Here is a 19,610-nt window from a genome sequence, read left to right on the forward strand (position 1 = left end):
TGCTCAGTAGATGACGGGTTCCGGGACCGGCGCGCCAAATTGCGTTTCCAGGAAATCGAAGTCGCAGCCCTCGTGGGCCTGCAGGATGTGGCGGCCGAACATCCAGCCGTAGCCGCGTTCGTAGCGTGGTGGCGGTGGTGTCCAGGCAGTACGGCGTGCGGCCAGTTCCTCCTCGCTGACCTCGAGGTGGATGCGGCGAGCCGGCACGTCGACGGTGATGCGGTCGCCCGTCTTCACCAGGGCCAGCGGGCCGCCGATGAAGGCCTCGGGGCTGCAGTGCAGCAGGCAGCCGCCATAGCTGGTGCCGCTCATGCGCGCATCGGACAGACGCAGCATGTCGGTCACGCCGGCTTTCAGCAGTTTGGTCGGGATGGGCAGCATGCCCCATTCCGGCATGCCGGCGCCCTTGGGGCCGGCGTTGCGCAGCACGAGGATGTCGTCGCCGCTCATGTCGAGATCGGGGTCTTCCACCGCGGCCTTGAGGCTGGGGTAGTCGTCAAACACCAAGGCGCGTCCGGTGTGCTGCAGCAGATGCGGTGCGACGGCGCTGGGCTTGATGACGACGCCGTCGGGCGCGAGATTGCCTCGCAGCACGGCCAGAGCCCCTTCGGCGTAGATGGGGTTGTCCAGCGGGCGGATGACGTCGTGGTTGAAGACCTCGGCGTCGGCGATGTTCTCGCCCACCGCACGGCCGTTGACGGTCTGCGCCCTCAAGTCCAGCTTGTCACGCATGACATTCATCAACGCCGGCAGGCCGCCGGCGTAGAAGAAGTCTTCCATCAGATAGGCATCGCCGCTGGGCCGGATGTTGGCGATGACGCCGACATGCCGGCTGGCCGCATCGAAATCGTCCAGCGTGACGGCCAAGCCGGCGCGGCGGCTGATGGCGACGAGATGGATGATGGCGTTGGTGCTGCAGCCCATGGCCATGGCGACGGCGATGGCGTTGGCAAAGCTGCCCGCGCTCAGCATCCGGGCCGGCGTCAGGTCGTCCCACACCATCTGCACGATGCGCCGGCCACATTCGGCCGACATGCGGATGTGGTTGGCATCCGGCGCGGGGATGCTGCTGGCGCCCGGCAGCGTGAAGCCCAGGGCCTCGGCAATGCCCATCATGGTGGCAGCCGTGCCCATGGTCATGCAGGTGCCGTGGCTGCGCGCGATGCCGGCCTCCATCTCGGCCCAGGCCTGGTCGCTGAGGCGGCCGGCACGTCTCTCATCCCAGTACTTGAAGGCGTCGCTTCCCGAGCCCAGCACCTGGCCGCGCCAGTTGCCGCGCAGCATGGGGCCGGCCGGCAGATAGATGCAGGGCAGGCCCATGCTGATGGCGCCCATCAGCAGCCCGGGCGTGGTCTTGTCGCAGCCGCCCATCAGCACGGCGCCGTCCACCGGGTGACTGCGCAGCAGCTCCTCGGTCTCCATCGCCAGGAAGTTGCGATAGAGCATGGAGGTGGGCTTGACCATGCTTTCGCTCAAGGAGATGGCCGGCAACTCCAGCGGCCAGCCGCCGGCCTGCAGGATGCCGCGCTTGACGTCCTCCACCCGCTGCTTGAAGTGGGTGTGGCACTGGTTGGCATCGCTCCAGGTGTTGACGATGGCAATCACGGGTTTGCCGATGAAGTCCTCGGCGGCGTAGCCCATCTGCAGCACGCGGCTGCGGTGGCCGAAGGAGCGGAAGTCGTCCTTGGCAAACCAGCGCGCGCTGCGCAGGTCTTCTGCTTTCTTGCTCGTCATGCCTGGCCTCGACGCTGGATCAGCCAGGCCGGCGCGTCCTGCAGCGCGACGGGGCGCAGGAAGCGTTCCATGGCCGCATAGCCGACGCTGGTGCTGGCGGCGTTTGTCGACGAAGGCCAGGGCCCGCCGTGCTGCTGTGCGGCCGTCACCGCAACGCCAGTCGGCACGCCGCTGAACAGCACACGGCCGGCGAGCCGCTGCGCGGCGACAACGAGGCGGTGGTTGTCGGGCGTGTCCTCGTCCGCGCCCCACAGCGTGACGGTCAGGCTGCCCTGCACGGCGGCGAGCACGTCCAGGGTCTCGTCCAGGTCCTTGACGGTGACCACCAGGCAGCTCGGGCCGAAGACCTCTTCGCGCAGACCCTCGTCGGCGATGAAGCTGGTTGCGTCCGTCGCAAACAGGTGCGCACCCGGTGCCTCGCCGCCCGCGGGTGCGGCCACCAGTGTTTTCACGGCCGCATGGCCATGCAGGCGGGCCACGCCGGCATTGAAGCCGGCGCGGATGCCGGCATGCAGCATGGCGTGAGGGGTTGCGGCGGCCAGGCCTTCGGCGAGCTGGCGCACAAAGGCCTGGCCGAGGTCGTCGTCGCGCACGACGACAACGCCCGGGCAGGTGCAGAACTGGCCGCAGCCCAAAACGATGCTGCCGGCCAGCGCCGTGGCCAGGGCCGGCCCGTGGGCCTGCAGTGCGGCGGGCAAGGCGACGACGGGGTTGATGGAGCCCAGCTCGCCGTAAAAGGGGATGGGCCGGGGCCGCGCATTCGCTTCGCGCCACAGGGCCTGGCCACCGCGCAGGCTGCCGGTGAAGGCGACGGCCTCGATGTCGGGGTCGCGCACCAGGGCCAGGCCGACGTCGACGCCGCTGCCCTGCACCAGCTGCAGCACGCCTTCGGGCAGATGGAGCTCGGCCAGGCAGCCGGCGGCGAGATCGAAGACCGCGCGGGACAGCCCGGGGTGGCCCGGGTGGGCCTTGACGACGACGGGGCAGCCGGCGGCCAGGGCCGAGGCCGTGTCTCCGCCCAGCACGCTGAAGGCGAAGGGGAAATTGCTGGCCGCGAACATCGCGATCGGGCCAAGAGGTACGGCGATGCGCGTCAGCCGCTGCCGCCCCAGCGGCGGCGCGCCGGGGATGGCCGGGTCGTCTAGCAGGGGCTGGGCGGTGCCGTTCTCGACCTGGGTGGCGAAGCCGCGCAGCTGGAAGACGGTGCGGTCCAGTTCTCCGTTCAGCCGCGTCGTGCCCAGGCGGGTTTCGCGGTCGGCCAGGGGCACCAGGGTCTCACGCGCGCCGAGCAGGGCGTCGGCCAGGGCACGCAGCAGCGCGGCTCGGTGACTGATGGGCAGACGGGCGTAGACGGGTGCGGCTGACGCCGCTGCACTGCAGGCGGCCCGGATCTGGGTTGCCGTGCTGTCGGTGAGGTTCATGGATTGCGGCTCCGGGGAAGTGGACCAGCGGACCGCAAGGCGCGCAGCGCATCCGCGATGGCGGCGAGCAAGGACCCGTCATGGCATGACAGGCGCATGGCATATGTCTCCTGCTGATATATTTGTGAGCGCTATCATATCGACAGGAAAAGCGCCGTCACCGCGGGTTTTCCGCGGCTCAGCGACTCAGCGCGCGTCGAACTCCAGCCTCATCCAGCGCTGCAGCGGCAGGCCCGGTCTCAGCACGCAGCCCTGCTCGCGCCAGACTGGGTGGTTGGGTGCGTCGGGAAAGAACTGCGGTTCCAGTGCGATGCCGGCATGGCGCTCGAAAAGTTGGCCGTCGCGGCCGCGCGACTGGTGCACGAAGTTGCCGCTGCAGACCTGCAGGCCGGGGTAGTCGGTGAAGAGGCGCATGGACAAGCGCTCGTCAGTTGAGATGAGCTCGGCCGCGGCCAGTTCGCCCCGCGCCGCGGCGTCGTCGAGCACGAAGCAGTGGTCGTAGCCGCTGCCCCGCCGCTGCTGCTCGCCCTGGCCCAGGCCATCGCCGATGCGCCGCGCCTGACGCAGGTCGAAGGCGGTGTCGTCTACCGCAGCCAGCTCGCCCGTAGGGATCATGTCGGGCCGCACGGGCAGCATGCGGCCGGCGGCCACATGCAGGCGGTGGCCCAGCACCGGTGCCGTGCCGCCATCGAGGTTGAAGTAAGGATGGCTGGTCAGGCTGACAGGGCAGGGCGCCGAGGTGCGGGCACCGAAGTGCAGGGTGACGGCCGAGCGGACCGGGTCGATGCGGTACTCGACCTCGGCATCCACATCGCCTGGGAACCCCTGGTCGCCATGCGGTGAATGCAGGCTCAGGCGCAGATGCAGAGGGCCGTGGTCGACGACGCTCCAGTGGCGGCGATCAAAGCCGTCGGGGCCGCCGTGCAACTGGTTGGCGCCTTCGTTGGCGATGAGGCGGTGCTCCCTGCCGTCGAGCATGAAGGCGGCGCCGGCGATGCGGTTGGCGTAGCGGCCGACGACAGCGCCGAAGAAGCCGGGCTCGCTTTCATGATCGGCCAGGGTCGCATGGCCGAGGATGGCTTCGCGCCGGCTGCCGTCGGGCAGGGGGACGAGGCAGGACAGCCAGCGCGCACCGAAGTTGCTGACCTGGATCTGCAGGCCACCTGCCGGGCCCAGCGTGTAGACCTCCGCCCTCATCGCGGCAGGTAGTCGAAGCTGGTGAAGTCGGCCGCGCGCCCACCGCCGCTGGTGTCGAAGGCCAGCATGCCGATGAAGGCGCCGGTGAACGACCCGTGCTCGCCGCGGCCGCCTTCGTCGGAGATGACACTGGCGTCCAGCACCGGACCGACCTTCTGCCAGCCCAGGCCCCAGTCGGCGAAGAACTGCAGGGCCGCGCCATCGATGTCGGCCGCCAGGCGCACCGGACCGATGTCGGGCAGCTTGACCAGGTCGATGGCGGGGAACTGCAGCCGGTTGTCAGGCCAGTCGCCGGGGCAGGACAGCAGGCTCAGCGTACGGCCGATGCCGTCCTGCCAGGTCACGACCAGGGCGTGGAATTTATGGCGGTTGTAGTAGTGGGTGAGGCCCGCGGCCTGCTGGTAGCTGTCGGGCGCGAAGCTGGCCAGCGTGGTCTCGGCGCGCAGGCTGGCGTCCTCCTGGCGGCGCGCCACCAGGCTCTGCTCGAACCAGCTGCCGACCGACTCGCGACCCGTCAGCCGCAAGGCGCCGCCGGTCAGCCGGAACAGGCGCTCGGGCTCGGGTGTGCGCAGCCACTGGAACTCGGGCGGCAGGGTGGGGCAGTCGACAAAGCTGCGGCGCACGGGTTCGCGCGGCGCGGGCTCGATGTCTGCGACTGGCGACGGCACTTCCACCGCCGGCACCATGCCGCCGTGTTCCAGATAGAGCCAGTCGTCTGCGCCCCAGACGCATTTCTGGATGGCCGTCTCACGGCCGCGCGGCGAGCGCCGCGTGCCGGGCAGGGGGCGGCCGCAGAGATGGGCCAGGTAGACGCTGCCGTCGGCCAGTTCGACCACCTGACCATGGCCGGCGCGCTGCAGCGGCGCCTCGGGCGCGTCCTTGCTGCTGACCACATGCTGGTGGGGGTGGGTCTCGTAGGGCCCGAGCAGCTGGCGCGAGCGGGCCATCGTCACTGCGTGGCTGTAGCCCGTGCCTCCCTCGGCGGTGACCAGGTAGTACCAGCCCTGGCGCTTGAAGAGGTGCGGTCCTTCGACGAGGCCGAGCGACGTGCCCTTGTAGATGTTGGTGGCGGGGCCGACGAGCTTGCCGCTGGCGGCATCCCACTCCTGCAGCAGGATGCCGTCGAAGGCCGGTGCCTTGGGCTGGCCGCCGATGGAGGCGGTGCGGTGGTTCCACAGCATGTTGAGGAACCACTTGCGGCCATCGTCGTCATGGAAGAGCGAGGGGTCGAAGCCCGAGGAGTTCACATGGACCGGGTCGCTCCATGGCCCTTCGATGCTGGGCGCCATGACGATGTAGTTGTGCGCGTCCTTGAAGTTGCCCTCGAAACGCTTGACGTCGGTGTAGACCAGCCAGAACCTGCCGTCGGCGTACGAGAGGCAAGGCGCCCAGACGCCGCAGGAGTCGGGGTTGCCGCGCAGGTCGAGCTGGCTCTTGCGGTTCAGCGGGCGGCCCACCAGGGTCCAGTTGACGAGGTCGCGCGAGTGGTGGATCTGCACGCCGGGATACCACTCGAAGGTCGAGGTCGCGATGTAGAAGTCATCACCGACGCGGCAGAAGCTTGGGTCCGGATTGAAGCCGGGCAGCACGGGGTTGCGGATCATGGGCGGCGCGCCGAGAAGCGGGTCAACCCGCTGCGCTGAAGCAAAAAGATTGCGCTACCATAATTCAAAACCAGAATCTACGCACTCAGGGCAAGCATTCCTGATTGCGTAACCATTCAAACACAACCAGGTGACGCCGCTGGGCGCCCGATGGAACATCAGGACATGGACTTCCGACGCCTGGCCTGGCTGGCCGCAATGCTGTGTGCGGCGCTGGGTGCAATGCCGGCGAGGGCCTGCGAGGCGCCCATCTCGACCTGTACGCGCGACCCCGGCCGCGGCCTGGCCCTGGTGAAGGCGGGCCAGCCGGCAGCCGTTTATGTGGATGCGGGCGCGGATGCGGCACTGGGTCACGCCAGCCGCAATCTCGCGGCCGACCTGGAGCGCGTCTCCGGCCGACCCGCGGCGCTGCTGAACCGCCTGGCCGATGCCAAGGGCGAAGTCGTCGTCATCGGCGTGGCGGGCCAGAGTGCTGCCATCGACGGCCTGGTGAAGCGCGGCAAGCTCAAGCTGGATGGGCTGCAGGGCCAGTGGGAGGCCTATGTCCAGGCCGTCGTCGACCAGCCCTGGCCGGGCGTCGCCCGCGCTCTCGTCATCGCGGGCTCGGACCGGCGCGGCGCTGTGTTCGGCACCTATGAGTTGTCGGCCCGCATGGGCGTCAGTCCCTGGGCCTGGTGGGCCGACGTGCCGGTGCGCAAGCAACGCGACCTCTATCTGGCGGCCGGCCTGCGCCGCGACCAGCCGGCCGTCAAATACCGCGGCATCTTCATCAACGACGAAGCACCGGCGCTCAGCACCTGGGCGCAGACGAAATTCGGTGGCACCAACGCGGCCTTCTACGCCCACGTCTTCGAGCTGATCCTGCGCCTGCGCGGCAACTATCTGTGGCCGGCCATGTGGCAGCCGCGGGCCTTTGGCGCCGACGACCCGAGGAACATGGCCCTGGCCGACGAGATGGGCGTCGTCATGGGCACTTCCCATCACGAGCCCATGATGCGGGCCCACGACGAATGGACGCGCTTCAAGGGCGGCCGCTGGGACTACGCGAAGAATGGCGACAAGCTGCGCGAGTTCTGGCGCGGCGGGGCGCAGCGCATGATGGGCCGGCCGGATGGCGGCGCCTTCGACAGCCTGGTCACCATCGGCATGCGCGGCGACGGCGACGAAGCCATGAGCGAGGGCACGGCCATCGGCCTGCTCGAAGGCATCGTCAAGGACCAGCGCCAGATCCTGGCCGACGTGACGCACCGGCCGGCCGAGCAGACGCCGCAGATGTGGGCCCTCTACAAGGAGGTGCAGGACTACTACGACAAGGGCATGCAGGTGCCCGACGACGTGCTGCTGCTGTTCTGCGATGACAACTGGGGGCAGATCCGGCGCTTGCCGACAACCGATGCGAAGCGCAAGGGCGGCTACGGCGTCTACTACCACTTCGACTATGTCGGCGGGCCGCGCAACTACAAATGGCTCAACACCAACCAGATCGAGAAGACCTGGCAGCAGATGAACCTCGCCCACGAGCGCGGGGCCGATGCGCTGTGGATCGTCAACGTCGGCGACATCAAGCCGATGGAATTTCCGATCCACTTCTTCCTCGACATGGCCTGGTCGCCCCAGGCCATGACGCCGGCCAGGCTCGAGGCGTACCCGAAAGACTGGGCAGTGCAGACCTTCGGTGCGGCTCACGCGGCGGAAATTGGTGAGCTGGTCACGCGCTACAGCCAGTACGCGGCGCGGCGCAAGCCCGAGCTGATCGACCCGGAGAGCTTCCGCCTGGGCAGGGTCTCGCCCGATGCGCTGGACGGTGGCGACTTCGGCCGGCGCGTGGCCGAGTGGTCGGCGCTGGAATCGCGTGTCGCCAAGGTCAAGGCCGGGTTGCGGGCCGACCAGCTCGACGCCTACTTCCAGCTCGTCGAGCACCCGGTGCTGGCCATGGCCAACCTCTACCGCCTGCATTACGCGGCGGCCTGGAACCGCAAGCTGGCTGCTGCCGGCGATGCGCGGGCCAATGTCTTTGCCGATCGCGCCGAGGCCGCCTTCGCTCGCGATCAGGCGATCGCCGACCAGTACCACGCGATCCATGGCGGCCAATGGGCCGGCATGATGCTGCAGACCCATATCGGCTACACGAGCTGGCAGCAGCCGGACCAGAACATCATGCCGGCCGTCCAACGCGTGGCGGGCAGCGCGGATGCGGCCGAGGTGGAGAGGCAGCTGGCGCGTGGTGTGCCTGAGGCTTCGAAAGCGATCACGATCGAAGCGCCGCGCTTCAGCCGCGCCGTCAACGGGCGGGGCCTGACGTGGACAGCCATCCCCCATCTCGGCCAGAGCCTCGGCGCCGTGACGACCCTGCCGCAAGGCCGCGCGGCGACGACGCTGGCCGATGGCGTGAGGCTGGAATACGACGTCGAGACGTCATTTGGTGGCGATGCCCTGCTCAGCCTGCACATGGTGCCGACGCTGGACACGAGCAATGCGGGCGGTATCCGCCTGGCCGTGGCCATCGACGAGCAGCCAGCGCAGGAGTTGAAGCTCAACCTCGCCCCCACGGCCGGCCCCGAGCTGAGCCGGGTCGAGAAGGACTGGGCCCAGGCCGTCAAGGACAACGAGTTCGTGCTCCAGGCGAGCTTCAAGGGCCTGCAACCCGGCAGGCATGTCATCAAGGTCTGGCGCCTGGACGACAACGCGGTGCTGCAGCAGCTGGTGCTGGCGCCGCTGGCTTCTATCAATGCCGCGCCGCGCGGGGCAGCCATCACGGGGCAGTACCGCAACCTGTTGCGCGAGATCCGGCCTGACATCAAGGAAGCCGACATCGATGCCAAGCTGGCCGGCTACTGGAAGTCACTGTTCGAAGGCGGCGCTGAACAGCGCGTCGTCTACCCCGCAGCCGCCACGCCCGACGGACCCGCCGCCTATGTGCTGGACGTCGGCAACGCCGATGTGCGCAGCGAAGGCATGTCCTACGGGATGATGATTGCCGTGCAGATGGGCCGCAAGGCCGAGTTCGATGCGCTGTGGAATTGGGCCGCGATGCATATGCGCTACCGCTCAGGTCCGCGTGCCGGCTACTTCCGCTGGCAATGCCAGCCCCAGGGCTGCGACAAGGACGCCGTGCCGGCCTCCGACGGCGAGGAGTACTTCGCGACGGCCCTGCTGATGGCCGCCGGTCGCTGGGGCAATGGCCAGGGGCTGTACGACTACAACGCCCAGGCCCAGGCGCTGCTGGCCACCATGCTGCACAAGGAGGCCATGAACGGCGGCATCGTCGATGGCGTGCGTTCGATGTTCTCGCCCGATCGCGGCCAGGTTGTCTTTGTGCCGATCGGCGAGGCCGCCGACTTCAGCGACCCGTCCTACCACCTGCCGGCCTTCTACGAGATCTGGGCGCGTCGCGCCGACAAGCCCGAGGACCGCAAGCGCTGGGCCGAGATCGCCGACATCAGCCGCGCCTATTTCTCCGTCGCGGCGCATCCCAGGACGGGCCTGACGCCCGACTACGCCGAGTTCGACGGCCGCCCCCACAAGCACGAAGGCCACGAGGACTTCCGCTATGACGCCTTCCGCACCGCGGTGAACTGGAGCGTCGACCAGGCCTGGTGGGACAGGAACCCCGAGGCCGCGGGCTTGAGCCGCAAGCTGCTGAGCTTCTTCGCCTCACAAGGCAAGGGCGGCAAGCCCTATCCCCACCTCTACAAGCTGGACGGCAAGTCGCTGAACGACGAGGCGTCCAAGGGCTTGATGGCCAGCAATGCGGTCGCGGCCCTGCTCGTCGACAAGCCGCTGGCCACGCGATTCGTCAACGACCTCTGGGCGCTGGAAGCGCCGTCAGGCAAATGGCGCTATTACGACGGGCTGCTGCAGTTCCTGGCGATGCTGCATGTGACGGGGCGATTCAGGGCTTGGTGATGGTGATTGCGTTGATGCGAGAACGCTTCCACCAAAGAGGCAATCAACGCGAATGGGTGAACCAAGTCTTGGTCGCTGGATCGCGAGCAACAGACCAAAGAATGATGCAGCTGGAAGCCATGATCGCTGTGATCAGCAGTTGTGCTGCAGCCCTGTAGGCGCCGTGATAAAGCAGGCTGGGGAAGAACAAGGCGTTGATCGCAATCTCGGTGAAGGCGATCCACGGCATGAACTTCCACGTCCATTTAAATCGGCGCATGAAGAGCACCGAGACGGCGATGAACGCAAGCATCAAGATCGGAGATGTGAGCCGCGCGATGCCTGTCTCATACATCGGCGCCAATGCTGTCATCGCACTGCGAGAGGCGATGTAGATCAGGCAGGCAATAAGCAAATGCTTCGGCATGGTCCGGTGCGGCTTGATTCGTCGAACATTCTTGCGCACCGTTTGTAGTAAAGGGCATGACACTGCGGCCGCCAATCGACGGCCCCTCATTTCCAAATGCATCGCGTAAGGCGCGCGAGCTGGCTGCCGCCGCTTTCATCGCCCATCCCATCGCGCTCATGCCAGTGCCATCTCAGGCCGCCTCGGCAACCGCATGAACATCAGTGCGCACAGGAATGAACCCATGCCCATGGCAAAGGCGCCGATGAAGAGCCAGGTGTAGCTGGACATCGAGTCGTAGATCAGCCCGCCCAGCACCGGCCCCAGCGCCATGCCGATGCTGCTGGCCATGGCGGTGCCACCGATGACGGTGCCCATCATGCGCAGCGGGAAGTTGTCACGGGCGATGACGGCGAACAGCGGCATCACGCCGGCATAGGTGAAGCCGAACAGCGCGGCCACGGTGTAGAAGCTCTTCAGCTCGCGGGCATAGATGTAGCCGAGCACGACGATGGCCTGAGCTAGCAGGGCCAGCACCAGGGTGCGCGCCGCGCCGAAGCGGTCGCCCAGCAGGCCGAAGACGATGCGGCCACCCATGCCGGCCAGGCCTTCCAGGCTGTAGATGGACACCGCTGCCATCAACGGGATGCCGCAGGTGACGGCATAGCTGACGGTGTGAAAGATCGGCCCCGAGTGCGTGGCGCAGGTCAGGAAGCTGGTCAGCACCAGGATGATGAAAGGTGCCGAGCGCACGACCTGGCCAACGGAGGGGCCGGCCTCCTGCGGCGTATCGGGTGAGGCCATGGCCTGGATCAGCGCCGGCGGGCGGCGGATCAGCATCGCGGCCGGCAGCATCAGCAGTGCCACGAGGGCGGCGAGGATCTGCAGCGTGCCGCGCCAGTCGTGGCCCTGGATCAGCCAGGCGACCAGGGGCGACATGGTCATGGGCGCCATGCCCATGCCGGCCGACACCAGGGACACGGCCAGGCTGCGGTGGGTGTCGAACCAGCCGGTGACGCAGGCCATCAACGGCGCAAAGATGGCCGCCGCGCTGACGCCGACGATGGCGCCGAAGCAGAGCTGGAAGACCAGCAGTGAAGAGGCGAGGCTGGCCAGCACGAGGCCGGCGATCAGCAGCAGGGTGCCCACCACGATGACGGGGCGCGGCCCGATGCGGTCGGACAGGGCGCCCCAGAACATGCTGCCAGCGGCCATGGCCACGAAGGCGACGGTCATGGCGGTGGAGATGCCGGTGGTGGACCAGCCGGTGTCCAGCGCGATGGGGCGCAGCAGCACCGGCAGGGAGAAGAGGGCGCCGATGGCGACGCAGCCGAGCAGGCCGCCGGCGGCGACGATGATCCAGCGGTAGTGCTCGGGCAGGGAGTGGGTCAGGGCGGTCATGGCTTGTCCTCGGTGATCAGGAGGCGGTGCAGCCGGCTTCGGGGCCGTAGATCTGGCGCAGTTCGCACTCGAGATTCCACTCCGTGCCGTGCAGCCTCAGGAAGCGCTTCGTCAGTTCCAGGGCCTCTTCGCGCGATGCCGCCTCGAAGATGGCGTAGCCGGCAATGACCTCCTTGGTCTCGGTGAAGGGACCGTCCACCACCGACAGCTGGCCGCCGCGGTGCAACCGCACCCGCGCGCCTTCCGACGTGGGCCGCAGGCCGGCGGTGCTGACGAGCTGGCCGCTGCGGGTCAGCTCGTCGATCAACTGTCCCATGTCGGCCATCAGCTGCTCGCTGGGGGCCTGGGCCGCGCTTTCGTCGCCGCGGATCATCGAAAGGAATCGCATCTCATGTCTCCCGCTTGTGGCGGAGCCATTCCGCCACTTCAGCTCCACGACGAACGACGGTCCGGCAAATCGACAAGCCGGTTTTTCGCCCCACGGCTTGCTCGATTCCCAATCTTGATGCACGATTGTGGGCAGTCTGACAGCGTTGTCATTTCGTTCGGTTTCATGAAAAGCCATTCCTCTTCCTCCTCCCAGGCTGCCACCCTGCGCATGGTGGCCGACGCGTCCGGCGTGTCGACGACGACGGCCTCGCGTGTGATCAACAACGCCCCGCATGTGCGGCCCGAGAAGCGCGAAGCCGTGCTGGCGGCCATCGCGCGGCTGGGCTTCGTGCCCAACACGATTGCACGCGCGCTGGCCGACGGGCGCTCGCGCACCGTCGGCATCGTCGTGCAGCATTTCGAGAGCCCCTGCTATGCCTGGACGCTGCGCGGCGTCGAGGAGGCGCTGTCCAAGGCCGGGTACGGTCTGGTCGTCGCCAGCGGGCATTGGGACCGGCGCGAGGAGGAGCGCTGCGTGCAGTCGCTGAAGGCGCGGCGTGTGGACGGCATCATCGTGCTGACGGGCATGCTGGAAGACCGTTTCCTGACCGAGCTGGCCGAGGAGCTGCCGGTCGTGGCGACCGGCCGCCAGCTGCGCGCGCCGGGCCTGCACTGCCTGCATTCCAATGATTTCGAAGGCGGCCGTGCGGCGACGCGCCATCTGATCCAGCGCGGCCACCGGCGCATCGCCCACATCACCGGCGACCCCAGCCACCCCGATGCCGTCGAGCGCGAGCAGGGCTACCGCGCCGCGCTGGAGGAGGCCGGCATCCCGCTGGACCGGGCCCTGGTGGTGCGCGGCAACTACCAGGAGTTCAGCGGCGAGCGCGCGGCGGAAGACCTGCTGCGCCGCGGCATCGAGTTCTCGGCCCTGTTTGCCGCCAACGACCAGATGGCCGCCGGCGCCGCCCAGGCGCTGTGCCGGCATGGCCTGCGCATTCCCCAGGACGTGTCCGTCGTCGGCTTCGACGACCTGCTGGCGTCGGAACATGCCTGTCCGCCGCGCACCACGGTCAATCTGTCGCCGGCCGAACTGGGCCGCCGCGCCGCCGCGGCCATGCTGGACCTCATCGCCCACCGCCGGCCGCGCGCCGTGGCGCCCGAACCCGAGCTGGTGGTGAGGCTGTCGACGCGCTTCGTTTGAACCGCGCTGCGGGCAGGCTCGCCCGGCTCAGCGAGCCATCGGCAGCCTGACCTCGAAGCGCGACCCCGCGCCCGGCTCGCTCTTCACCGTCAAGCTGCCGCCGTGGGCCTGCACGAAGTAACGGCTGATGAAGAGGCCCAGGCCCATGCCTGGCGAGCCTTCGGCCCCGGTGCCGCGCTCGAACTGCTCGAAGATGCGCTGCTGCTCCTCGACAGGAATGCCCGCGCCCTGGTCGGTCACGGCCAGCAGGGCCATGCCGTCGTCTCCGCGGGCCACCTCGACCTGCACCGGCTTGCCGTCGCCGTAGCGCAGCGCATTGCTGAGCAGATTGACGAGGACCTGGCCGATGCGGCTGTCGTCCCAATTGCCGACGATGCCATCCGCGACTTGCACCTGCAAGGGCACCTTGCGGTAATGGGTGTCGAAGTCGGCGACGATGTGGCGGGCCAGTTCGCCGAGGTCGGTGTGCTCCGGGCGGATGGACAGCTTGCCGTGCTGGATGCGCGAGATGTCCAACATGTCGTCGATGAGGCGGGTCATGCTGCGCAGCTGGCGCGCGTCGCGGCCCACCATGGACTGCAGGCGCTCGGGGCTGAACCAGGCGAGGTCGCCCTTCTTCAGTTTCTCCTGGCGCATCACCGAATCCAGGCTCATCACGCTCAGCGGCGTGCGCAGCTCGTGGGAAACCATGGACATGAACTCGTCGCGCATGGTCAGCGAGCGCTGCAGTTCGGCCTGGGTCTGGGTCAGCGTGGCGAGCAGGCGCTCCTGCTCGACGCGCGCCGTTTCCAGCTCGAGCAGCTGGCGGCGCAGCTCGCGGCTCTTCAGGTGCAGCTCGGTGAAGACGCGCACCTTGCTCTTCACCGCATGGCTGTCCAGCGGCTTGTAGAGGAAATCGACGGCGCCGTTCTCGTAGCCGCGGAAGGTGTAGGAAGGCTCGCGATCGGCCGCGCTGACGAAGACGATGGGCAGGTGCATGGTGCGCGAGCTGCCGCGGATCAGCTCGGCCAGCTCGAAGCCCGTCATGCCGGGCATCTGCACGTCCAGCAGGGCCAGCGCGAACTCATGCTCCAGCAGCAGGGACAGGGCTTCCTCGCCCGAGGTGGCGGTGTGCACCTCAAGGCGGTCGATGTCGCGCAGCAGGGCCTTCAGCGCGAGCAGGTTCTCGGGCAGGTCGTCGACCAGCAGGATCTTGGCGATGTCGTCGGTCATGCGCGCGTTCATGTCGCGGCTTCCTGCTTGCCCAGTCTGAGCAGCATCTGGTGGATGTCCTTCAAGGGCAGGATGTGGTCGGGCCGGCAGCGGGCTATTGCTGCCTCGGGCATGGTCGGTACGTCGGCATCGCCCGGCTGCTGGACGAGGGTCAGGCCGCCGAGGGCATGGATGGCCGCCATGCCCTCGGCGCCGTCCATGTTGGCACCGGTCAGCAGCACACCGGCAAGCGACGGGCCATAGGCGTCGGCCGCCGAAGCCATCAGCACATCGATGGAGGGACGGGCAAAGCTGACCGGCCCCTCGCTGCTGAAGCCGAAACTGCGGTCGGCCTCGACGAGCAGGTGATAGTCGGCGCTGGCGACATAGACGGTGCCGGCGCGGATGGCCTCCTTGTCACCGGGCTCGCGCACCGGCAGGGCCAGGCGGTGGGCCAGCACGTTCTCGAGCCGGCTCTTGTGGCGCGGCAGCAGATGCAGCACGGCGATGATGGGCAGGGCATAGCCGGCCGGCAGCGGTGCCAGCAGGGCCAGCAGTGCCGCCACGCCCCCGGCGGAGGCGCCGATGACGATGAGTTCGATGGAGGCGGGGCGGCGCATCTCAGCGTTTCCTGAAGAGGCGCTCGCGCAGCACCACGGGTTCGAATTCGGCGCCGTGGGCCGAGAAATCGAGGCTTTCCTTGCTGCCGATGCCCAGGAAGCCGCGGTGGCACAGCGACTGCGAGAACAGGCCGATGGCGCGATCCTGCAGCTTGCGGTTGAAATAGATCAGCACATTGCGGCAGCAGATCAGATGGGTCTCGGCGAAGACATGGTCGGTGGCCAGGCTGTGGTCGGCGAAGGTGACGTGGCGGCACAGCTCGCGGTCGAAGCGGGCGGCGTCGTAGGCGGCCGTGTAGTAGTTGGAGAAGCTCTCCTTGCCGCCGGCAGCCTGGTAGTTACGCGTGTACTGCTGCAGGTCGCCGATGGGAAAGATGCCCTGGCGGGCGCGCTCCAGCGCGGCGGGGTTGATGTCGGTGGCGTAGATGAGGCTGCGTTCCAGCAGGCCCTCTTCCTGAAGCAGGATGGCCAGGGAATAGACCTCCTCGCCGCTGGCGCAGCCGGCCACCCAGATCTTCAGCGAGGGGTAGGTGTGCAGCACCGGCATGACATGCTGGCGCAGCGCGAGGAAGAACTCGGGCTCGCGGAACATCTCCGTGAAGGGGACGGTCAGCATCTCCAGCAGCTGGGCGAAGGCCTGAGCGTCGCGCAGCACCAGGCCCTGCAAGGCCGAGATGGAGTCGCACTTCAGCTGCTGCATCGCATGCAGCACGCGGCGCTTCTGCGAGGCGCCCGAGTACTCGCGGAAGTCGTGGTTGTAGCGCGAGTAGACGGCCTCCATCAGCAGGCGTACTTCCAGATCAACGACAGCTTGCGGCATCAGCGCCCTCCCCGATTTGCGGGCCGAGCGCCGGGCCGCTCCCTAGCCGGCCCGCGTTGGCGATGTGCTTGCGGCTCGATGCCGCAAGCATCGCCGTCCCCTGGGGGGACAGGCCAAGGTACTCCTTGGACGAGGGGCATCAATGTCTCTCCAGGCTGGGCAGCCACACGCGCAGCAGCGACATCAGGCGGTCGGGGTCCAGTGGCTTGGCCAGGTAGTCGTTGGCGCCGGCGCGGCGGCATTGCTCCTGGTCGTCGCGCATGGCCTTGGCGGTGATGGCGATGACGGGCAGCTTCTGCCAGCGCGCGTCGGCGCGGATGCGGCGGGTGGCCTCCAGGCCGTCCATGACCGGCATCATGACGTCCATCAGCACGATGTCGATGTCCTCATGGGCCTCCAGCTTCTGCAGGGCCTCCATGCCATTGCGCGCCGGTTCCACCGTCAGGCCACGCTGCTCCAGCACGCTGGTCAGCGCGAAGATGTTGCGCGCGTCATCGTCCACCAGCAGCACCTTGCGGCCCTCGAACACCAGCTCGCGGTTGCGTGCCGTGCGCAGCATGTCGCGGTGCTCGCCGGACATGCGGGACTCGACCTTGTGCAGGAACAGCGTCACCTCGTCCAGCAGGCGCTCGGGCGAGCGGGCGCCCTTGATGATGATGGAGCGCGAGTAGCGGTTCAGCTCGGCCTCTTCCTCGCGGCTGAGGTTGCGGCCGGTGTAGACGATGACGGGTGGCGGCGTCTTCTCGACACTTCTCGCAGCCATGCGCGACAGCAGCTCGTGGCCGTCCATGTCGGGCAGCTTGAGGTCGATGATCATGCAGTCGAAATGCTGCTCGTCCAGCAGCTTCAGCGCCTCTTCGCCGCGCTCAACGGCGACGACCTCGACATCGTCGTCGGCGATCAGGTGCGCGACGCTCTCACGCTGGCGCTGGTCGTCCTCGACGAGCAGCAGGCGGCGGACCTGCTCGGCACCGTGGCGCTCCAGCTTGCGGAAGATGTCGACCAGCTCGTCGCGCGTCGTCGGCTTGATGGCGGTGCCGACAGCCCCCATGGGCAGGGCCACTTCGCGGAAGTCCTCGCCCGCGATGATGTGCACGGGGATGTGGCGGGTGCGCGGGTCTTCCTTGAGCCGCTGCAGCACCGACAGGCCCGAGCCGTCAGGCAGGCGCACGTCCAGCAGGATGGCCTGGGGCAGGTGGGTGGAGGCCAGCTCGAGAGCTTCGCGGCCGTGGGTCGCGACGAGGCAGCGGTACTGCATCTCGTGGGCCAGGTCGTAGAGGATGCCGGCGAAATGCTCGTCGTCCTCCACCACCAGGGCCAGGCGGCGCGGCGATGCGTCGGGCGTCAACTCGGCGCGGTCATCGTCGAAGGCGGGTGTGGGAGGCGTCTGATCGGTGGCGGGTGAGGCGGCCGGCGCCAGCCAGGAGGCCGGCGGTGGCGGTGCGACCGGCGGTGGCTCGACCGGTGCGGCCGCGGCCAGCTCGGCCGGCAGGATCAGCGTGAACTGGCTGCCCTGGCCCTCGACGCTGCTGAGATGAAGCTCGCCGCCGAGCAGGTTGGCCAGCTGGCGCGAGATGGACAGGCCAAGGCCGGTGCCGCCGAAGCGCCGGTTCAGCGCGCCATCGGCCTGCTGGAAGGCCTCGAAGACGCGCTGCTGGTCGCTCGCCGGGATGCCGATGCCGGTGTCGGTCACGACGAAGCCGACGCGGCCTCCAGACGATTCACCACGCGACTCGATGGTCAGCGTCACCGAGCCCTTCTCGGTGAACTTGATGGCGTTGGACAGCAGATTGCGCAGGATCTGCTCGACGCGCTGGCCGTCGCTGACGATGGATGCCGGCAGGCCCTGCGCGAGCTGGATGTCGAAGCGCAGCTGCTTGTCCTGGGCCAGGGGCTGGAACATGCGGCGCAGCCCGTCGGCGAGGGCGCGCAGGTCCAGCGCGCGCGGCGCGATCTCCAGCTTGCCGGCCTCGACCTTGGACAGGTCCAGGATGTCGTTGATCAGCGTCAGCAGGTCCTGGCCGGCCGAGTGGATGGTGGTGGCGAACTTGAGCTGCTCGCCGCTCAGGTTGCCCGGGCGGTTCTCCATCAGCAGCTTGGACAGGATCAGCGAGCTGTTCAGCGGCGTGCGCAGTTCGTGCGACATATTGGCCAGGAACTCGCTCTTGTAGCGGCTGGCGCGCTGCAGTTCCTGGGCGCGCTCCTTCAGGTCGGCCTGGGCCTGGCCGAGGGCCGCGTTGCGGCGCGACAGGGTCTCGGCCTGCTCGCCGAGCTGCACATTGGTCTGCTCCAGTTCGGCGCGCTGCTCCTCCAGGTTGAGCTGCGATTCGCTGAGCACGCGGGCCTGCTCGCTGAGCTCCTCGTTGGCCGAGCGCAGCTCTTCCTGCTGCACCTGCAGCTCTTCGTTGAGCTGGCGGGTCTCCTCGATGGACAGCTGCAGGCGGTGACGGAAATGGGCGGCTTCCAGCACGGCACCCAGCATGGGTTGCAACTGCTCCAGCAAGGCCAGGGTGCGCGTGTCGGGCGTCTGCATGAAGCCCAGCTCCAGCACGCCGTTGGCACGGCCCTCGCTGATGGCGGGAACCAGCATGATTTCCTGCGGGACAGCGTCGCCGAGGGTGGTCGCCACCTTCAGGAAATCTGCCTTGAGGCCCGGCAGCCGCATCGATCGTGCATCGCGCCAGACCTGGGCCAGCAGGCCTTGCTCCGCGTCCAGCGGCTCGGCGCCGTCGGCTGCCAGGCCATGCGCGGCCACGCGTTGCAGATGGCCATCCTCGCCGCGCACGAAGGCCGCCGACACGATGGCGCCGATGCGTTCGGCCAGGAAGGCCAGGGTGCGGCTGCCGATGCCGGCCAGCGCGGGTTCACCCGCCAGCTGCTGGCTCAACTCGGCCTGGGCGCCGCGCAGCCAGGCGCGGTCCTCGTTGTCCTGGGCAGTCTGGCGCGCATCGGCCAGTGCATCGCCATACTCGCGCGACAGCGCCGTCACGTCGCGCCGGCCGGCCCAGGCGATGGCGCCGCTCGCCACCAGCAGCAGGGCGATGTAGCCGGCCACGGCCGTCCAGGTGCCGTTCTGGGCTTCTTCGTTGCGCTCCCGCAGCAGTCGCAATTCGTTGTCGCCAAAGGCGCGCAGCTCGCGGCGCATCTCGTCCATCAACAGCTTGCCGGTCTGCTGGCGGATGGAGGTCTCGACGGCTTCGCCCTGGCGACGCATCTCGATGACCTTCAGGGCGAACTCGTTCCAGCGCTGGGCCAGGGCCGACACGCGGCGCAGCCTGTCCACCTGAATGGGGTTGTCGGCCACCAGCTGCTGGGCCGCCTGCAACTCCGAGTTGAACTTGGACGTCCCCATCAGATAGGGTGCGAGAAAGCTCTCCTCGCCCGCGATCAGGAAGCCGCGCATGCCGCTTTCCTGGTCCACGATCAACGTCGACAGCTCCTGGCCCTTGGCGATCACGCGGTGGGTGTGGTCCACCCAGTTCAACAGCCCGACGAGGTGCCACAGCAGGCCCACGAAAACGATGATGCTGCCCAGGCCCATCGCCAGCGGAATGGCCAGGTTGCGCGTGAGGATGCGGTTGAATTGACTCGTGTCTTCAGCGCGGATGTCGGTCATCGCCTGCCTTTGAGTGTTTCTAGAGCGCCGCGTCGGCCCCTGCAAACTGGCGAAACGCAAGAGGCATGCCGTCTCGCGCTCGCAACTCGGTTCAAGGAGGGAGGGGCCCGGGGATGGACCTGCGGTCAGAGGAAGGATGGCA

13 protein-coding genes are annotated in these 19,610 nt (G+C 68.2%); 2 read left to right on the top strand and 11 right to left on the bottom strand.

What is annotated here, in order from left to right:
* Positions 1–3: 3 nt before the first annotated feature.
* The 4 genes from araD to ACS5PN_RS18275 form a co-directional block, all read right to left on the bottom strand.
* On the bottom strand, positions 4–1,734 hold the full coding sequence (gene araD, locus ACS5PN_RS18260) for an L-arabinonate dehydratase (RefSeq protein WP_439465405.1): 1,731 nt from the start codon (positions 1,732–1,734) through the stop codon (positions 4–6).
* Entirely contained in the window at positions 1,731–3,155 is a 1,425-nt protein-coding gene (locus tag ACS5PN_RS18265; RefSeq protein ID WP_439465406.1) for an aldehyde dehydrogenase (NADP(+)), read from the bottom strand. Before ACS5PN_RS18265 ends, araD begins: the two co-directional genes overlap by 4 nt.
* Before the next feature lie 186 nt (positions 3,156–3,341).
* Positions 3,342–4,352, bottom strand: a complete 1,011-nt coding sequence (locus ACS5PN_RS18270) for an aldose epimerase family protein (protein ID WP_439465407.1) — start codon at positions 4,350–4,352, stop codon at positions 3,342–3,344.
* Positions 4,349–5,956 carry a glycoside hydrolase family 43 protein gene (locus ACS5PN_RS18275; protein WP_439465408.1) on the bottom strand — a complete coding sequence of 536 codons (1,608 nt, stop codon included), beginning with the start codon at positions 5,954–5,956 and terminating at the stop codon, positions 4,349–4,351. The genes ACS5PN_RS18270 and ACS5PN_RS18275 overlap by 4 nt, the downstream gene beginning before the upstream one ends.
* A gap of 165 nt (positions 5,957–6,121) precedes the next feature.
* Here ACS5PN_RS18275 and ACS5PN_RS18280 point away from each other — a divergent pair, with 165 nt between their 5' ends.
* The gene (locus tag ACS5PN_RS18280) at positions 6,122–9,862 is read left to right on the top strand and encodes a glycosyl hydrolase family 8 (protein ID WP_439465409.1); all 3,741 of its coding nucleotides are present in this window, start codon (positions 6,122–6,124) and stop codon (positions 9,860–9,862) included.
* A gap of 43 nt (positions 9,863–9,905) precedes the next feature.
* Here ACS5PN_RS18280 and ACS5PN_RS18285 read toward each other — a convergent pair whose 3' ends face one another.
* The 3 genes from ACS5PN_RS18285 to ACS5PN_RS18295 form a co-directional block, all read right to left on the bottom strand.
* The gene (locus tag ACS5PN_RS18285) at positions 9,906–10,268 is read right to left on the bottom strand and encodes a hypothetical protein (RefSeq protein ID WP_439465410.1); all 363 of its coding nucleotides are present in this window, start codon (positions 10,266–10,268) and stop codon (positions 9,906–9,908) included.
* Between the two features lie 156 nt (positions 10,269–10,424).
* Positions 10,425–11,648, bottom strand: a complete 1,224-nt coding sequence (locus ACS5PN_RS18290) for an MFS transporter (RefSeq protein ID WP_439465411.1) — start codon at positions 11,646–11,648, stop codon at positions 10,425–10,427.
* A gap of 16 nt (positions 11,649–11,664) precedes the next feature.
* Positions 11,665–12,036: a YciI family protein gene (locus tag ACS5PN_RS18295; RefSeq protein ID WP_439465412.1), complete on the bottom strand. Its 372-nt coding sequence runs from the start codon at positions 12,034–12,036 to the stop codon at positions 11,665–11,667.
* Positions 12,037–12,201: 165 nt separating this feature from the next.
* On the opposite strand from ACS5PN_RS18295, the gene ACS5PN_RS18300 reads away from it, so the two are divergent.
* On the top strand, positions 12,202–13,221 hold the full coding sequence (locus ACS5PN_RS18300) for a LacI family DNA-binding transcriptional regulator (RefSeq protein WP_439465413.1): 1,020 nt from the start codon (positions 12,202–12,204) through the stop codon (positions 13,219–13,221).
* 27 nt (positions 13,222–13,248) lie between these two features.
* On the opposite strand, the gene ACS5PN_RS18305 is transcribed toward ACS5PN_RS18300, so the two are convergent.
* The 4 genes from ACS5PN_RS18305 to ACS5PN_RS18320 form a co-directional block, all read right to left on the bottom strand.
* Complete coding sequence (locus ACS5PN_RS18305) at positions 13,249–14,445, bottom strand: hybrid sensor histidine kinase/response regulator (protein ID WP_439465414.1); 1,197 nt, start codon at positions 14,443–14,445, stop codon at positions 13,249–13,251.
* Complete coding sequence (locus ACS5PN_RS18310; RefSeq protein WP_439465415.1) at positions 14,442–15,032, bottom strand: chemotaxis protein CheB; 591 nt, start codon at positions 15,030–15,032, stop codon at positions 14,442–14,444. The genes ACS5PN_RS18305 and ACS5PN_RS18310 overlap by 4 nt, the downstream gene beginning before the upstream one ends.
* Position 15,033: 1 nt before the next feature.
* A complete protein-coding gene (locus ACS5PN_RS18315) occupies positions 15,034–15,852 on the bottom strand; it encodes a CheR family methyltransferase (RefSeq protein WP_439465416.1) in 819 nt (272 codons plus the stop codon).
* Between the two features lie 139 nt (positions 15,853–15,991).
* The gene (locus tag ACS5PN_RS18320; RefSeq protein WP_439465417.1) at positions 15,992–19,468 is read right to left on the bottom strand and encodes a response regulator; all 3,477 of its coding nucleotides are present in this window, start codon (positions 19,466–19,468) and stop codon (positions 15,992–15,994) included.
* Between the last annotated feature and the right edge of the window lie 142 nt (positions 19,469–19,610).

The sequence above is a fragment of the Roseateles sp. NT4 genome (assembly GCF_051857475.1).
In the GTDB taxonomy this organism is placed as follows: Bacteria; Pseudomonadota; Gammaproteobacteria; order Burkholderiales; family Burkholderiaceae_C; genus Pelomonas.

Bases quoted from the DNA above. Each gene is read 5' to 3' on its own strand.
- araD (WP_439465405.1), bottom strand. From the start codon at position 1,734: ATGACGAGCAAGAAAGCAGAAGACCTGCGCAGCGCGCGCTGGTTTGCC.
- ACS5PN_RS18265 (WP_439465406.1), bottom strand. From the start codon at position 3,155: ATGAACCTCACCGACAGCACGGCAACCCAGATCCGGGCCGCCTGCAGT.
- ACS5PN_RS18270 (WP_439465407.1), bottom strand. From the start codon at position 4,352: ATGAGGGCGGAGGTCTACACGCTGGGCCCGGCAGGTGGCCTGCAGATC.
- ACS5PN_RS18275 (WP_439465408.1), bottom strand. From the start codon at position 5,956: ATGATCCGCAACCCCGTGCTGCCCGGCTTCAATCCGGACCCAAGCTTC.
- ACS5PN_RS18280 (WP_439465409.1), top strand. From the start codon at position 6,122: ATGGACTTCCGACGCCTGGCCTGGCTGGCCGCAATGCTGTGTGCGGCG.
- ACS5PN_RS18285 (WP_439465410.1), bottom strand. From the start codon at position 10,268: ATGCCGAAGCATTTGCTTATTGCCTGCCTGATCTACATCGCCTCTCGC.
- ACS5PN_RS18290 (WP_439465411.1), bottom strand. From the start codon at position 11,648: ATGACCGCCCTGACCCACTCCCTGCCCGAGCACTACCGCTGGATCATC.
- ACS5PN_RS18295 (WP_439465412.1), bottom strand. From the start codon at position 12,036: ATGCGATTCCTTTCGATGATCCGCGGCGACGAAAGCGCGGCCCAGGCC.
- ACS5PN_RS18300 (WP_439465413.1), top strand. From the start codon at position 12,202: ATGAAAAGCCATTCCTCTTCCTCCTCCCAGGCTGCCACCCTGCGCATG.
- ACS5PN_RS18305 (WP_439465414.1), bottom strand. From the start codon at position 14,445: ATGAACGCGCGCATGACCGACGACATCGCCAAGATCCTGCTGGTCGAC.
- ACS5PN_RS18310 (WP_439465415.1), bottom strand. From the start codon at position 15,032: ATGCGCCGCCCCGCCTCCATCGAACTCATCGTCATCGGCGCCTCCGCC.
- ACS5PN_RS18315 (WP_439465416.1), bottom strand. From the start codon at position 15,852: ATGCCGCAAGCTGTCGTTGATCTGGAAGTACGCCTGCTGATGGAGGCC.
- ACS5PN_RS18320 (WP_439465417.1), bottom strand. From the start codon at position 19,468: ATGACCGACATCCGCGCTGAAGACACGAGTCAATTCAACCGCATCCTC.